We start from the raw sequence: 14166 nt of genomic DNA on the forward strand, positions 1-14166 counted from the left end.
GCGGTACACGCAATGATCCAGCGGCTGGAATACAGCTTCACGTTTAACCCCAGCCTGCTCACCATCCCGAAGCGTAAACAGCAGGTTGCTGAAATCCTGAAAGAAGCCGAAACGTACATCTGGAGGATCAAGGAGGAAATGCGATGCGCCTGAAAGACAACACCAATCCCTTCATCCATGTCAACCCGCCGTACCAGCTCATGGTCATCCACAGCAGCAAGCTGGTCTATCCCCGCGAACTGTATCAGCGTGGTGTGGAGCGCAAGCGTGTGGAACTGATCGCCGCCCACTTCAACGAATATGTGGCAAACGAGCCGAAGGTCAGTTTCCGTAACGGTCAGTTCATCGTAACGGATGGGCAGCACACCATCGAGGGGCGCATCCTCCGCAACGGCGGCAAGGATCTGCCGATCCTCTGCAAGGTGTACACGGGCATGACCGTGGAGCAGGAAGCCCTGCTCTTTGCCGAGCAGAACGGCTTCTCTGCGCCGCTGACGGCAGGCATCAAGCTCCGTGCCAAGGTGGTGGGCGGCGATGCCATTTCCAAGGCGTTTCTCGCAGCCACCAACCGGGTGGGATTGAGCCTCAATTATGACAGCCAGCAGCTGACCGATTACCGCATCGGCTGCGTTGGTACGGCTTTCCGGCTCTACAAGCAGATGGGCGAACCGCTCTACTGTGAAACGATGCGGCTCATCGTGGCAGCATGGGAGGGCAAACCCGATTCGTTCCGGGCCTCTGTTCTGAAAGGCATGATGCATTTTGTGGAACTGTACCACGGCGAGTTCAGTGAAGAACGGCTGCTCCGTGCGCTGCGCAACATCCACCCGGTCGATATTTACCGCATCGGGCAGGACGACCCCGCAAAGCTGCGCGGATGGAAAAAATACGTTTTCCCCATCTGCACCGCCTACAACGGCAAGTGCAGAAAAGACGCGCTGCCGATGAAATTCTGATATTCACAGGCATATCTCCCATATACACAAGGGGCATCCGCAAACCGCAGATGCCCCTTGTTACATATCAAAGTGCAATATATAGTGTTCCTGTATTCATTTAATACAACATATAGAGAAAAGAGGTATTCTATGCGCTCTCAGTTCACTTCGTATGAGCAGCTTCCTATCACGCTGACAGCCGATCATGTCGCTGCTGCGCTGGGCATCTCCCGCGCCAACGCTTACATCCTGCTCCGTTCGGACGGCTTTCCCACGCTCCACATCGGTAAGCGGATGGTCGTACCCAAAGACCGTTTTCTTCAGTGGATCACGGACAGCGTAAATGGCTGATCTGACATCCTTGATTCAAGAGGTTTCTTTTTCTATACTATTCCCGAAACGACTTGACATCAGGAAGGAGGCAATATGCCAAGCAAACGTTCACACGGCGAGGGTACGCTTCGCCACCGCAGCGATGGTCGCTGGGAATTACGTATGATGGACGGCTACCAGAAAGATGGTTCGCCGCGCTTCAAGACCTTCTACGGCAAGACCCAGAAGGAGGTCAAGCTCAAACTGAAAGAGTATCAGGATGCGCTTATCAGCGGTGTCCAGTTGGACACGATCCTGTACTTTGAAGATTGGGCTGATACATGGTTCGAGGGTCACAAGGATAATATCGCTCCCACGACACAGGAAAGCTACAAATACTGCCTGAAAATGCTCAAAGAGGGATTTTATCATCGCCCCTTGACCGTCATACGCCCCATCGACATTGAAAATTTCCTGAAAGGGATGCGGCGCGATGGCCGCTCGGATTCTTACATCAGCAAGGCACGAGGGATGCTCTACCAGATCTTTCAAAAGGCAGAAGCCAATGACCTTGTGCGCCGCAACCCGGTCCGGCTTGCTGAAAAGATGCGGGCATCCGGCACCGCAAAACGCAAGGAAGCCTTTACCACAGCGGAAGTCGCACACCTGATGAAGGTGCTGCCCGATGACCGCATGGGCTTGAGCATTCGGCTTTTACTCGGCACTGGAATGAGAATGCAGGAACTTCTGGCTTTGGAGCCGCAGTTTATTGAAGAAGATGGCTCTGTCATTCACATCCGGCAGGCAGTAAAGGTCGTAAAAGGTACAGTCAGCATCGGCAGTCCGAAATCCAAAGACAGTATCCGGGATATTCCGGTGCCGCTGAATGTCCGCCCGTGTGCCATCAAGCTGCGGGATACCACCGATCAGTTCATCTGGGAAAGCCCCAAGACCGGCTTGCCCTGCAATCCCACCCATTTCCGGGATGTATTCCGCAAATCTCTGGAAGAAGCGGGCGATGTCCGCTTGCTCACGCCGCACAGCTGCCGCCACACCTATGTGTCGCAGATGCAGGCGTTGGGCGTGGATATCCAGACCATCCAGAGCATCGTAGGCCACGCCGATACCGAGATGACTGAGCATTATCTTCATGTTCAGGAATCCATTCGGCAGAGTGCGATCCAGTTGTTCAGCGAGGCATTTTCGGCCTGAAAATTGGACGGAACGGCACTAATTAGACCAGATAAAATCTTTGGCATTGTGGTCAAAATTGTGGTCAAAACCAAATGAGGTCAGCCCACAAACAAAAAAATCCAACGATTTCTAACGTGAAATCGTTGGATTTATGGTCCGAGTGGCGAGAATCGAACTCACGGCCTCTTGAACCCCATTCAAGCGCGCTACCAAAACTGCGCTACACCCGGATATCGACCGCCGCTTCCCTACCGAAGCGTGGCGACAAGAAGTATTATACTCAGGCAAGGCCGTTTTGTCAACAGATTTTTTGATTATTTTTGGTTTTTTCTGAGAAAAGTCTGATTTTTACACGGATACGCGCTTTTTCGTTTTTGCTGTTTTTCAGTGTTTTTCCGCTTCTGCGGCGCGCTGCGCGCGGTCGCGTTCCAGCAGCGGGCGCAGGTACTGGCCGGTAAAGCTGCCGGACACGGCGGCCACCTGTTCCGGGGTGCCCTCGGCTACGATTTCGCCGCCTGCGCTGCCGCCCTCCGGGCCAAGGTCGATGATATGGTCGGCGCACTTGATGAGATCCAGATTATGCTCGATGACGATGACCGTGTTGCCCACGTCCACCAGCTTTTGCAGCACCTCGATCAGGCGGTGCACGTCTGCAATGTGCAGACCGGTGGTGGGCTCGTCCAGAATATACACCGTTTTGCCGGTGCCGCGGCGGGCAAGCTCGTTGGCCAGTTTTACGCGCTGCGCCTCGCCGCCGGACAGGGTGGTGGCGCTCTGCCCCAAGGTGACATAGCCAAGGCCAACGTCCAGCAGCGTCTGCAGCTTGCGGGCGATCTTGGGCTGGTTGGCAAAGAACACCACCGCTTCCTCCACGGTCATGTTCAGCACATCTGCAATGGTCTTTTCCTTATACTTCACTTCCAGCGTTTCGCGGTTGTAGCGCGCGCCCTTGCACACCTCACAGGGCACATAGACGTCCGGCAGAAAGTGCATTTCGATCTGCAAAATACCGTTACCCTCGCAGGCTTCGCAGCGACCGCCCTTGACATTGAAGCTGAACCGTCCCGGGCCGTAGCCCCGCATTTTAGCGTCCTGCGTCTGGGAGAACACGGTGCGGATATCATTGAACACGCCGGTGTAGGTGGCGGGGTTGGAGCGCGGGGTGCGGCCGATGGGCTGCTGGTCGATGCCGATGACCTTATCCACGAACTCCAGCCCCTCTACCCCATCGCACTTGCCGGCACGGGAGCGGGCACCGTTCAGCTCGCTGGCCAGCGTTTTGTAAAGGATCTCATTGATAAGGCTGGACTTGCCCGAGCCGGAAATGCCAGTGACACAGATGAACTCCCCCAGCGGGAAGCTGACATCGATATTGCGCAGGTTGTTTTCCCGTGCGCCCTTTACGGTCAGGCAGTGGCCGTTGCCGGTGCGGCGGGTCTGGGGCACGGCAATGCGCTTGCGGCCGGAGAGGTAGTCGCCGGTAATGCTGCGCTTGGCCTTGCAGATATCCTTTACGCTGCCTGCGGCCACGATCTCGCCGCCGTGCACACCAGCACCGGGGCCTACGTCCACGATATAATCCGCGCTGCGCATGGTGTCCTCGTCGTGCTCTACCACGATGACCGTGTTGCCCAGATCCCGCAGGTTTTTCAGGGTGGCAATGAGCTTATCGTTGTCCCGCTGGTGCAGGCCGATGGAGGGCTCGTCCAGCACATAGAGCACGCCGGACAGGGCGCTGCCGATCTGGGTGGTCAGGCGGATGCGCTGGCTCTCGCCGCCGGACAGCGTACCCGCCGCCCGGGCCAGCGTGAGGTAATCCAGACCCACGCTTTGCAAAAATTGCAGGCGGTTTTTGATCTCCTTCATGATCTGGCCGCCGATCTGCTGCTGCTTTTTGGTGAGGTTCGGCTCGTTTTGCCGGATAAATTCCAGCTCGTCCCGGATGGACATCTCGCAGAACTGGCTGATGTTCTTGTCCCCGATGGTCACGGCAAGCACCACCGGCTTCAGGCGCTGTCCGTGGCAGTCCGGACACTCCACGCCGGACATAAAGCTGCCGATCTCTTCCTTCATCCACTCGCTGCTCGTCTCGCGGAAGCGGCGCTCCAGATTTTCCACGATGCCCTCGAAGGTGTTGTAGTACACCCCGCTGCCGAACTCGTTGGTGCGGTGCATCTCGATCTTTTCACCGTTGGTGCCGTAGAGCAGGGCATTCACCGCCTCGGTGCTCATCTCCTTGATGGGCGTATCCAGCGTAAAACCGTATTTTTTGCCAAGGCCGAGGTAGTACATCTCGCTCACCGAGCCTTCGGCGTAGTACCAGCCGCTGGCCTTGATGGCACCCTCCCGGATGGAAAGGCTGCGGTTAGGCAGGATGCGATCCTCATCCACCCGCATAAAGGTGCCAAGGCCGGTGCATTTTTCGCAGGCACCCAGCGGGTTATTGAAGGAGAACAGCCGGGGCGACAGGTCGCTGATGGAAATGCCGTGCTCCGGGCAGGCAAAGTTCTGGCTGAAGGTCATGCACTCGCCGCCGATGACGTCCACCTCGGCTACGCCGCCGGTGAGCGCCAGCGCCGTTTCCAGCGAATCCGCCAGACGGCTGCGGATGCCCTTGCGCAGAGCAAGACGGTCCACCACGATCTCCACCGTATGCTTGATGTTCTTTTCCAGACTGATCTCCTCGTCCAGATCATACAGGTTGCCGTCGATTTTCACGCGGGCGTAACCGGCGCGGCGGGCGGCATCCAGCTCCTTTTGCTGGGTGCCCTTGCGCTGGCGTACCACGGGGGCTAAAATCTGGAACTTGGTGCCCTCCTCCAGCTTGAGGACAGCATCCACCATCTCGTCCACGGTCTGCTGGCTGATGACCCGCCCGCACACCGGGCAGTGCGGCACGCCGATGCGGGCGTACAGCAGGCGCAGATAATCGTAAATTTCAGTCACGGTGCCCACGGTGGAGCGGGGGTTGTGGCTGGTGGTCTTTTGGTCGATGGAGATGGCCGGCGAAAGACCGGTGATCTCGTCCACGTCCGGCTTATCCATCCGGCCCAGAAACATCCGGGCATAGCTGGAAAGGCTTTCCACATAGCGGCGCTGACCGTCGGCATAGATGGTATCGAAGGCCAGACTGGACTTGCCCGAACCGGAAAGGCCGGTCATAACGATCAGCTTTTCCCGCGGGAGGGTCAGGTTAATATTTTTCAGGTTGTGCTCGCGGGCACCTTTGATAATAATTTTATCGTTTGCCAAGGTATTTTCTCCCTTTTCGTTGTGTCTGTGCATGGTTCTGTTTGCGCTCGGTCTCGGCGGCGGAGTCCACGGTGGGGTTTTCGCCCCGGCGCAGGCGGTCGATCTGATCCCGCAGGAAGGCTGCGTGCTCAAATTCCAGCAGCTTCGCGGCTTCCTTCATCTCCCGGGTCAGGCGCTCAATGGCAGCTTCCCGCTCCAGCTTGCCCATGCGGCGGGTGTTGCGCTTGGCGTTTTCGGCCTTATCGCTGATCTCGATGCTGTCCGCAATGGCTTTTACGATGGTCTTGGGCACGATGCCGTGTTCCTCATTATAGGCCATCTGGATGGCACGACGGCGCTCGGTCTCGGTGATGGCGCGCTCCATGCTGTCGGTCACCACATCGGCATACATGATGACCATGCCCTCCGCGTTGCGGGCGGCACGTCCGATGGTCTGGATCAGGCTGGTCTCACTGCGCAGAAAGCCCTCCTTGTCGGCATCCAGAATGGCCACAAGGCTCACCTCCGGCAGATCCAGACCCTCGCGCAGCAGGTTGATGCCCACCACCACGTCGATACTGCCCAAGCGCAGATCCTTGATGATCTCCATGCGCTCGAAGGTATCCACCTCGTGGTGCATATACTTGACCTTGATCCCCTGCTCGGTGAGGTAATCGGTAAGATCCTCGGCCATTTTTTTGGTCAGGGTGGTCACCAGCACCCGCTCCTGCCGCTGGATGCGGGCGTTGATCTCGCCCAAAAGATCCACCACCTGCCCTTCCACCGGACGCACCGAGATGACCGGGTCCAACAGACCCGTGGGGCGGATGACCTGCTGCGCCACCTGTGAGCTGTTCCGGCGCTCGTACTCGCCGGGAGTGGCGGAGACAAAGATCATCTGGTTGAGCTTGGACTCCACCTCCTCAAATTTCAGGGGGCGGTTATCGAAGGCAGACGGCAGACGGAAGCCATACTCCACCAGCGTTTTTTTGCGGGCGTAGTCGCCGCCGTACATGGCGCGCACCTGCGGCAGGGTGACGTGGCTCTCGTCCACAAAGAGCAGAAAATCCTCCGGGAAATAATCCAGCAGCGTGGTGGGCATACTGCCCGGCGCGCGGCCGGACAGCACCGCCGAGTAGTTCTCGATGCCCTTGCAGATGCCCACCTCGTTCAGCATCTCGATATCGTAGTTGGTGCGCTGGGCAATGCGCTGCGCTTCGATGAGCTTGCCCTCGGCGGTGAACTGCTTGACCTGTGCGTCGCACTCGGCGCGGATCTTTTCCAGCGCAGCGGCCTTTTTTTCGGCGCTGACGATATAGTGGCTGGCCGGGAAGATGGCAACGTGCTTGACCACGTTCTGCTTGGAGCCGGTCAGGGGGTTGAACTCGGTAATGCGGTCGATCTCGTCCCCGAAAAACTCCACCCGGATGGCCAGCTCGCTCATATAAGCCAGATAAATGTCCACCGTGTCGCCGTGCACCCGGAACTTATTGCGCACAAAATTCACGTCGTTGCGCTCGTATTGCAGGGTGACCAGCTTTTTGCACAGCTCATCCCGCTCCATCTGCATCCCGGGGCGCAGACTGATGACCATGCTGCGGTAGTCGATGGGGTCGCCCAGCGAGTAGATGCAGGACACCGATGCCACAATAATGACGTCCCGCCGCTCGGAAAGCGCCGCCGTAGCCGAATGGCGCAGGCGGTCAATCTCGTCATTGATGGCGCTGTCCTTTTCAATATAGGTATCGGTGCTGGGGATGTAGGCCTCCGGCTGGTAGTAGTCGTAATAGCTGACGAAGTACTCCACCGCGTTGTTGGGGAAAAACGAGCGGAACTCGGTGCACAGCTGCGCCGCCAGCGTTTTGTTGTGTGCCAGCACCAGCGTGGGGCGGTTGCACTGGGCAATGACGTTGGCCATGGTAAAGGTCTTGCCGCTGCCGGTCACGCCCAGCAGGGTCTGGCAGCGGTCGCCCCGCTGCACCCCCTCCACCAGCTGCGCGATCGCCTGAGGCTGGTCGCCGGTGGGGGCATAGTTCGACACCAGCTCAAATTTTTCCTCTGCCATCGTTTTTCTCCCTCCCGCACACATAACCACAATCTGTTGTTGTTTCAAGTTGTATTATAGCACGCATATTTTATAATGTAAACAGTTTTTTGTTTTACGGCCAGAACAGCGTACCGGTCTTGAAATCGTAGATGGGCAGGCGGTTGGCGTCCCGCATGGAAAAATACTCGGTGTCGGTCAGGATAAAGTGATCCAGCAGGTGCACATTTACCAGCCCCAGCGCCCGGGCAATGCTGCCGGTAGCGTCCATGTCCTCCAGCGAGGGCAGCGCCACCCCGTTGGGGTGGTTGTGGCAGAGCACCACGGCGTCCGTGCCGCCCTTGATGGCAGCAGCCACCACGTTCTTGATATCCAGACTGACCCGGTCGGAGGTGCCCTCCCGCAGCCAGACGGCGGCGCGCACCCGCTTGCGGCTGTCCAGACTGACCAGCATGGCGCGCTCGTAGTCCGACCACGCAAACTTTGCCATCAGATAGCTGCCCATCTGCTCGGTGGTCTTGATGCAGCGGGTGGTGCTGGTGCGGCTGCGCCCATAGTACCGGCTGATCTGGGGCAACAGATGCAGCATCCGGGCAGTAGAGGGGCCTACGCCCTCTACAGTGCACAGCTCTTCCTCGCTGGCTTCCAGCACCGCCGCAAAATCCCCAAACCGGTCGATCAGGTCGTGGGCGATGCCGTTGGTATCCTTTTGGGCGTTGGTCAGGTAAAGCACATATTCCAGCGCCTCGTGCTCGGCCAAGCTGTCCAGCCCATAGTTCTGCACCCTCTCCCGCATCCGCTGGCGATGTCCCTTGTGCCGTTTATTCTCTGCCATGGCGGTACTCCTTTTTTCTATGTTCTCTCCTTATAGTACCCATTTTGCGGCGCAAACACAAGCGTTCTGCAAAAATAACCCGGATTTTGCACCGGAATGCGCGTTGACTTCCCGCCCCGCCTGTATTACTATAAAAGCATGATTCTGACAAAAACGATGAGGATAGCTTTATGAAACAATTTACTGCCACCGCCAACGATGACGGCGTGCGTCTTTCGCGCTTTGTGCAGAGCGTGACCCGCGATTTTCCCACCAGCCTGCTGTACAAGAGTTTCCGCAACAAGCGGGTGAAGGTAAACGGCAAAAAAGCCGCGCCGGAATACCGTTTGCAGGCGGGAGATCTGATCGAGCTGTACATCAACGACGAGTTTTTCCCGCCCGAGGGCGCAAAGCCGGTGCAGAAGGCTGCCCCCAAAAAGCAGCCCAATCAGCCCAAGGTGACGGTCATCTATGAGGACGAAAACCTTGCGGTGCTGTACAAGCCCACTCACCTGCTGTGCCACAGCGACCGCACCGGCGATGCCAATCTGGTGGACGCCTTTACCCAATACCTGACCCAGAAGGGCGAATACGATCCCCACGGCGAGAACCGCTTCAAGCCCGGCATCTGCAACCGGTTGGACCGCGGCACCGAGGGGCTGGTGATCGCCGCCAAGAACTACGCCGCCCTGCGGGACATGAACGAGATCATCCGCACCGACCTGCTGAAGAAGGAATACTACACCATCACGGTGGGCATTCCCCAGTCCGGGCGGTTCACCGCATGGTGGGAGCACGACGAGAAGAACAACAAGGTCAGCATCCACGCCCATCAATCGCAGGACGAGCGCCGCAAGCAGATCATCACGGACGTGGACGTGCTGCGCACCGCAGGCCCTTTTGCCCTGTGCAAGATCGGCCTTGTCACCGGGCGCACCCATCAGATCCGTGCACATCTGGCCTATCTGGGCAAGCCGGTGCTGGGCGATATCAAATACGGCAACCGCAAGATGAACGAGCGCACCGGCACCAAAACGCAGGCGCTGTGCGCGGTGCGCATCAGCTTTCTGGATGTGCCGGAGGAAAACACCCTGCACTACCTTTCCGGCAAGGTCATCAAGCTGAAAGACCCCCAGATCCTGCAGCAGTTCGATGCGCTGGATAAAAGCAAGGAAGCATAACAAGACAAGAAACGCCGTTGCGCCCCGCACTTTTTGTGTAAATTGGCTCTTGCAGAAGTCTGCAAAAAGCTGCTGGCCGAGGCCATGCACTGCAAGGGCTACCGGGTGGAAAAAGCCGCCGACCTCATCCCCACGCTGGAAGAAGCCTTCCGGCAGACGGTGCCCAGCGTGATCGTAGTCCCTGTGGATTACAGCGAAAACATGAAGCTTTCTGCCCACCTGAAGGAGGTATACCGGCAAAGCGAGACCTGAGCTTTGCGCTTATAGCAGAACACCCCCGGCAGCTGCAGCTGCCGGGGGTGTTCTTTTTGTAGGGAGATCAGGCGGCTTTCTGCGGCCTGTCAGGTCTTATTTGCACCACTTGGCAAATTCTTCGTCCGTACACTTGACGTAATGGCTGCCCTCCACATGGTGGCTGGTGCCCTTGGAATAGTCGATGCCGGAGGTGGCATAGTCGTAAGTTTCCGCCACGCGGCGCTTTTCCACCACCGGGTTCGGCAGCGGAATGGCCGACAGCAGGCTCCGGGTGTAGGGGTGGATGGGGTGCTCGAAGATCTCCTCGGTGGTGCCGGTCTCCAGCAGGTGGCCCAGATGCAGCACACCGATGCGGTCGGAGATGTACTTGACCATGGACAGGTCGTGGGCGATGAACAGATAAGCCGTGCCGGTCTCCTGCTGGATATCCTTCATCAGGTTGACCACCTGTGCCTGAATGGACACATCCAGTGCCGAGATGCACTCATCCGCAATAATGAGCTTGGGGTTCATGATCAGGGCGCGGGCAATGCCCACGCGCTGGCGCTGACCGCCGGAGAACTGGTGGGGATAGCGCTCGGCGTGCTCCGGGGCAAGGCCGACCTTGGCAAGGATCTTTTCCACCTTTTCGCGGCGCTCTGCCTGCGTTTTGCATAGATGGTGGATATCCAGCCCCTCGCCGATGATGTCCTCCACCTTCTTGCGGGGGTTCAGGGACGCCATGGGGTCTTGAAAGATCATCTGCATCTGGGTGCGTAGGGTGTTGTTCTGCGCATGGCTCAGACGGCCGCTGATATCCTGCCCCTCAAAGGTGATCTTGCCCGCAGTGGGGTCGTACAGGCGGATGATGCTGCGGCCGATGGTGGATTTTCCCGAGCCGGACTCGCCCACCAGACCGTAGGTCTCGCCGGGGTAGATCTCAAAACTGACATCATCCACCGCCTTGACTGTAAAATTCTTGTTGACGCGGAAATACTGCTTCAGTCCCTCGACCTTCAGCAGCGGGGTCGTGCTCTGTGCTGCCATTTATTCCGCCTCCTCGATCTTTTTTGCTTCTGCTTTCATGCGGGCAATGCGCTCCTTGAGCTCCGGCGGCATCTCCACCTTGGGGGCACGGGGGTCCAGCAGCCATGTCGCCGCATAGTGGGTATCGCTGATCTTGAACATGGGCGGGTCGATCTCATCGTCGATGTTCAGCGCAAAGCGGTTGCGGGGTGCAAAGGCATCGCCGGGCTTCTCGTGCAGCAGGTTCGGCGGCGAGCCGGGAATGGTATACAGACGGTCATCAGCGGTGTCAAGGTCGGGCATGGCCGACAGCAGACCCCATGTGTAGGGGTGCTTGGGGTCGTAGAAGATCTCGTCGATGGTGCCGGTCTCCACGATCTTGCCGGCGTACATCACGTCCACATAGTCTGCCACCTTTGCCACAACGCCAAGGTCGTGGGTGATGTAGATGACCGAGATGCCGCGCTCCTTTTGGATGCGGCGGATCAGCTCCAGAATTTTGGCCTGAATGGTCACATCCAGCGCGGTGGTGGGCTCATCACAGATGAGCAGGTCGGGGTCGCAGGAGAGCGCAATGGCAATGACCACACGCTGGCGCATACCGCCGGACAGCTGGTGCGGGTAGTTTTTCATCCGCTTTTCCGCATCGGTGATGCCCACCTCTTCCAGCAGTTCCAGTGCCTTTTTGTAGGCTTCCGTCTTGGGCATCTTGAAGTGCCAGAGCATTCCCTCCATGATCTGTTTGCCGATGGTCATGGTGGGATCAAGGCTGGTCATGGGATCCTGGAACACCATGGCGATGCGCTTGCCGTTGATGTGGCGGCGGATCCACTTTTTATCCTTTTGCAGCAGGTCCACGGTCTCCGGGCTGCCGTCGGCATGGTGGTAGCTGAACTGGATGCTGCCGCTGTTCACGGTGGCGTTCTTGGCCAGAATGCCCATGGCGGCTTTCATGGTGACAGACTTGCCGGAACCGGACTCGCCCACCAGCGCGACCGTCTCGCCCTTGTACAGGTCGATGTTCACGCCGCGGATGGCGTGCACCGGGCCTGCGGTGGTCTTAAAGGTGATATCAAGGTCTCGCACCGACAAGACCTGTTCTTTTTTTGTTTCAGGCATGGGGTGTTCCTCCTTACATACTCTTCATCTTGGGGTCCAGCGCCTCGCGCAGGCCGTCCGCCACAAGGTTGAAGCTGAGCATCAACAGGCTCATGACTACAATGGGCGGGATGATCTGATACGGATGGGTGGTAAAACTGTTGTACAGCTCGCTGATCAGAGAACCCAGCGAGCACTGCGGCACCGGGATGCCCAGACCCACGAAGGAGAGGAACGCCTCGGTGAAGATAGCAGTCGGGATGCTGAACATGACCTGCGTGATGATGGGTCCGATGATGTTAGGCAGCACTTCTTTAAAGATAATGAAGAAGCTGCCTGCGCCCAGCGTACGGGACGCCAGAACGAACTCCTGATCCTTCAGCTTGAGCATCTCGGCGCGGGCGATGCGGCTCATGCCCACCCACTCGGTCAGCATCAGGGCAAAGATGATGGTCACCATGCCGGGCTGCAATACCAGCAGCAGCAGCGTAACGATGACCAGCCGGGGGATGCCGTTGGCTACTTCCAGAAAGCGCTGCATCACCATATCCACCCTGCCGCCAAAGTAGCCCGAGATCAGGCCGTAGCTCATGCCGATGACCATATCAATGATGGCCGCAGCCACCGCGATGATCAGGGAGACGCGCGCGCCTTCCCATGTGCGGGTCCAGATGTCGCGGCCGTACAAATCGCTGCCGAACCAGTAGTAGACGTCCAGCTTGTCTTTTTCCTGATAAGCGTTGGTCAGCTTGGAGCCGGTGGTGGTGCTCATCTTCTCGCTGCCGTCCAGAATGCCGAACTGCTCAATGCCCGGCACGCGAGGCGCAAAGTTTTTCTGGCTCAGATCCTGCCCGGAGTAGGTGTAGCTGTTCATGCCCGGGCCAAATACGGCCAGCAGCACGATGACCACGATGAGGACAAGCCCCAGCACGGCGCTCTTTTTATTGAAAAAGCGGATGAGCGCTTCCTTCCAGAAGTTCTGCGCCGCAAAGTTGGTATCCACGCTGATCTCGTCCTCGTTGTGCTTGAGGGCAAAATCCTTTTCCGCAAAGGTGTGCTCCGTGTACATTGCATCCACGGCGCTGACAATGGCATCGGCGGTGGATTCGCCGCCCAGCCGGATCGCTTTTTCTGCCATTTAGTCGTCCCCCTTTGCCAAACGAATGCGCGGGTCGATAATGCCGTACAGCAGGTCAACGACCAGCATGATGCCAATGTACATGGCACTGTAAATAAAGCTCAGACCAATGACCACGTTGTAATCGTTGGACTGGATGGCCGTCACCAGCAGGCTGCCCACGCCGGGGATGGCAAAGATCTTTTCCACCACCAGCGAGCCGGTCATCAGATCCACGATCAGCGGTGCCAGCACCGTGATGATGGGGATCAGGGCGTTGCGCAACGCGTGGCGGAAGATCAGCGCCGGGCCGGAGATGCCCTTGCTCTCAGCCAGCAGCATATAATCGGAATCCAGCACCTCGATCATCTCACTGCGGGTAAAGCGGGCAATGGATGCCATGGTAAACATGGAAAGCGAAATGCTGGGCAGCACGCTGGAGCCAAAGATGTCCTTGGCGGAAAACAGCATGGGGAACCAGCGGAATTTGAAGCCGAGGGTGTAGCTCAGCGCCAGTGCGAACACATAGGACGGCACCGATACGCCGATGACCGAGATGATGGTAGCAATGGTGTCCACCACGGTATCCCGCTTTAAGGCGGCGAGGATGCCCAGCACCAGACCTACGATGGCACCCAGCGTGACCGCCATGCCGCCCACCTGAATGGAGATGGGCAGACGGGACTGGATGAGCTGAGAGATGGGCGTATTTTTGGAGATATTGTAGCTGACACCCAGATCGCCCCGGAGCATATTGCCCACATAGCGGAAGAACTGGATATAGATGGGCTGGTCAAGGCCGTACTTTGCATATAGGGCTGCCCGCATATCGGGCGTCAGCTTTTCATCATTGAAGGGCGAGCCGGGCATCAGCTGCATCAGGATGAACAGCACCAGCAGGATTGCCAGCAGCGTGAACAGCGATGTCAGGATTCGCTTGAGTGTGTACTTTTTCACGTCGGGTGGACCCCCTTTGT

At 57.9% G+C, this 14166-nt stretch carries 11 protein-coding genes, 1 tRNA gene and 1 pseudogene; 5 read left to right on the forward strand and 8 right to left on the reverse strand.

All coding sequences use genetic code 11. The annotated features are described in order from the left end of the window. The first annotated feature begins 143 nt into the window (after positions 1 to 143). The 3 genes from WMO20_RS09400 to WMO20_RS09410 all read left to right on the forward strand — a co-directional run bounded on the left by WMO20_RS09400 (position 144) and on the right by WMO20_RS09410 (position 2462). Entirely contained in the window at positions 144 to 956 is an 813-nt protein-coding gene (locus tag WMO20_RS09400) for a DUF6551 family protein (RefSeq protein WP_349186650.1), read from the forward strand. A 132-nt stretch (positions 957 to 1088) separates the two neighbouring features. Beyond that, the gene (locus tag WMO20_RS09405; protein WP_005927005.1) at positions 1089 to 1289 is read left to right on the forward strand and encodes a helix-turn-helix domain-containing protein; all 201 of its coding nucleotides are present in this window, start codon (positions 1089 to 1091) and stop codon (positions 1287 to 1289) included. A gap of 75 nt (positions 1290 to 1364) precedes the next feature. Then, on the forward strand, positions 1365 to 2462 hold the full coding sequence (locus tag WMO20_RS09410) for a tyrosine-type recombinase/integrase (RefSeq protein WP_223382200.1): 1098 nt from the start codon (positions 1365 to 1367) through the stop codon (positions 2460 to 2462). A gap of 134 nt (positions 2463 to 2596) precedes the next feature. Here WMO20_RS09410 and WMO20_RS09415 read toward each other — a convergent pair. The 4 genes from WMO20_RS09415 to WMO20_RS09430 form a co-directional block, all read right to left on the reverse strand. Next, a tRNA-Pro gene (locus WMO20_RS09415) sits at positions 2597 to 2674 on the reverse strand. Between the two features lie 154 nt (positions 2675 to 2828). After that, complete coding sequence (gene uvrA, locus WMO20_RS09420; protein ID WP_349186652.1) at positions 2829 to 5696, reverse strand: excinuclease ABC subunit UvrA; 2868 nt, start codon at positions 5694 to 5696, stop codon at positions 2829 to 2831. Then, entirely contained in the window at positions 5683 to 7740 is a 2058-nt protein-coding gene (gene uvrB / locus WMO20_RS09425; RefSeq protein ID WP_349151448.1) for an excinuclease ABC subunit UvrB, read from the reverse strand. The genes uvrA and uvrB overlap by 14 nt, the downstream gene beginning before the upstream one ends. A gap of 94 nt (positions 7741 to 7834) precedes the next feature. Further along, a complete protein-coding gene (locus WMO20_RS09430) occupies positions 7835 to 8554 on the reverse strand; it encodes a JAB domain-containing protein (RefSeq protein WP_308564462.1) in 720 nt (239 codons plus the stop codon). A 170-nt stretch (positions 8555 to 8724) separates the two neighbouring features. Here WMO20_RS09430 and WMO20_RS09435 point away from each other — a divergent pair, with 170 nt between their 5' ends. Together WMO20_RS09435 and WMO20_RS09440 are read left to right on the forward strand one after the other, a co-directional pair. Beyond that, a complete protein-coding gene (locus WMO20_RS09435; RefSeq protein ID WP_112091312.1) occupies positions 8725 to 9714 on the forward strand; it encodes an RluA family pseudouridine synthase in 990 nt (329 codons plus the stop codon). A 72-nt stretch (positions 9715 to 9786) separates the two neighbouring features. Next, a pseudogene (locus WMO20_RS09440) lies at positions 9787 to 9966 on the forward strand (thiamine pyrophosphate-dependent enzyme); the annotation flags it as partial. Positions 9967 to 10062: 96 nt separating this feature from the next. Here the strand turns inward: WMO20_RS09440 and WMO20_RS09445 are convergent. Genes WMO20_RS09445 through WMO20_RS09460 form a run of 4 tightly spaced genes read right to left on the reverse strand, consistent with a single transcriptional unit; the run spans position 10063 to position 14146 of the window. Beyond that, the gene (locus WMO20_RS09445) at positions 10063 to 10995 is read right to left on the reverse strand and encodes an ABC transporter ATP-binding protein (RefSeq protein WP_349186653.1); all 933 of its coding nucleotides are present in this window, start codon (positions 10993 to 10995) and stop codon (positions 10063 to 10065) included. Beyond that, on the reverse strand, positions 10996 to 12093 hold the full coding sequence (locus WMO20_RS09450; protein WP_316544853.1) for an ABC transporter ATP-binding protein: 1098 nt from the start codon (positions 12091 to 12093) through the stop codon (positions 10996 to 10998). A 13-nt stretch (positions 12094 to 12106) separates the two neighbouring features. Then, positions 12107 to 13210 (reverse strand): ABC transporter permease, encoded by a 1104-nt coding sequence (locus tag WMO20_RS09455; protein WP_349186654.1) that lies wholly within the window; start codon positions 13208 to 13210, stop codon positions 12107 to 12109. Then, positions 13211 to 14146 (reverse strand): ABC transporter permease, encoded by a 936-nt coding sequence (locus WMO20_RS09460; protein WP_349186655.1) that lies wholly within the window; start codon positions 14144 to 14146, stop codon positions 13211 to 13213. It abuts the gene before it with no gap. Positions 14147 to 14166: the final 20 nt, after the last annotated feature.

The organism is Faecalibacterium intestinale (genome assembly GCF_040096575.1).
In the GTDB taxonomy this organism is placed as follows: Bacteria; Bacillota; Clostridia; order Oscillospirales; family Ruminococcaceae; genus Faecalibacterium; species Faecalibacterium intestinale.

Coding starts and splice junctions, on each gene's coding strand:
- WMO20_RS09450 (WP_316544853.1), bottom strand. CDS start 12,093: ATGCCTGAAACAAAAAAAGAACAGGTCTTGTCGGTGCGAGACCTTGAT.
- WMO20_RS09400 (WP_349186650.1), top strand. CDS start 144: ATGCGCCTGAAAGACAACACCAATCCCTTCATCCATGTCAACCCGCCG.
- WMO20_RS09430 (WP_308564462.1), bottom strand. CDS start 8,554: ATGGCAGAGAATAAACGGCACAAGGGACATCGCCAGCGGATGCGGGAG.
- WMO20_RS09410 (WP_223382200.1), top strand. CDS start 1,365: ATGCCAAGCAAACGTTCACACGGCGAGGGTACGCTTCGCCACCGCAGC.
- uvrB (WP_349151448.1), bottom strand. CDS start 7,740: ATGGCAGAGGAAAAATTTGAGCTGGTGTCGAACTATGCCCCCACCGGC.
- WMO20_RS09405 (WP_005927005.1), top strand. CDS start 1,089: ATGCGCTCTCAGTTCACTTCGTATGAGCAGCTTCCTATCACGCTGACA.
- WMO20_RS09455 (WP_349186654.1), bottom strand. CDS start 13,210: ATGGCAGAAAAAGCGATCCGGCTGGGCGGCGAATCCACCGCCGATGCC.
- WMO20_RS09445 (WP_349186653.1), bottom strand. CDS start 10,995: ATGGCAGCACAGAGCACGACCCCGCTGCTGAAGGTCGAGGGACTGAAG.
- WMO20_RS09435 (WP_112091312.1), top strand. CDS start 8,725: ATGAAACAATTTACTGCCACCGCCAACGATGACGGCGTGCGTCTTTCG.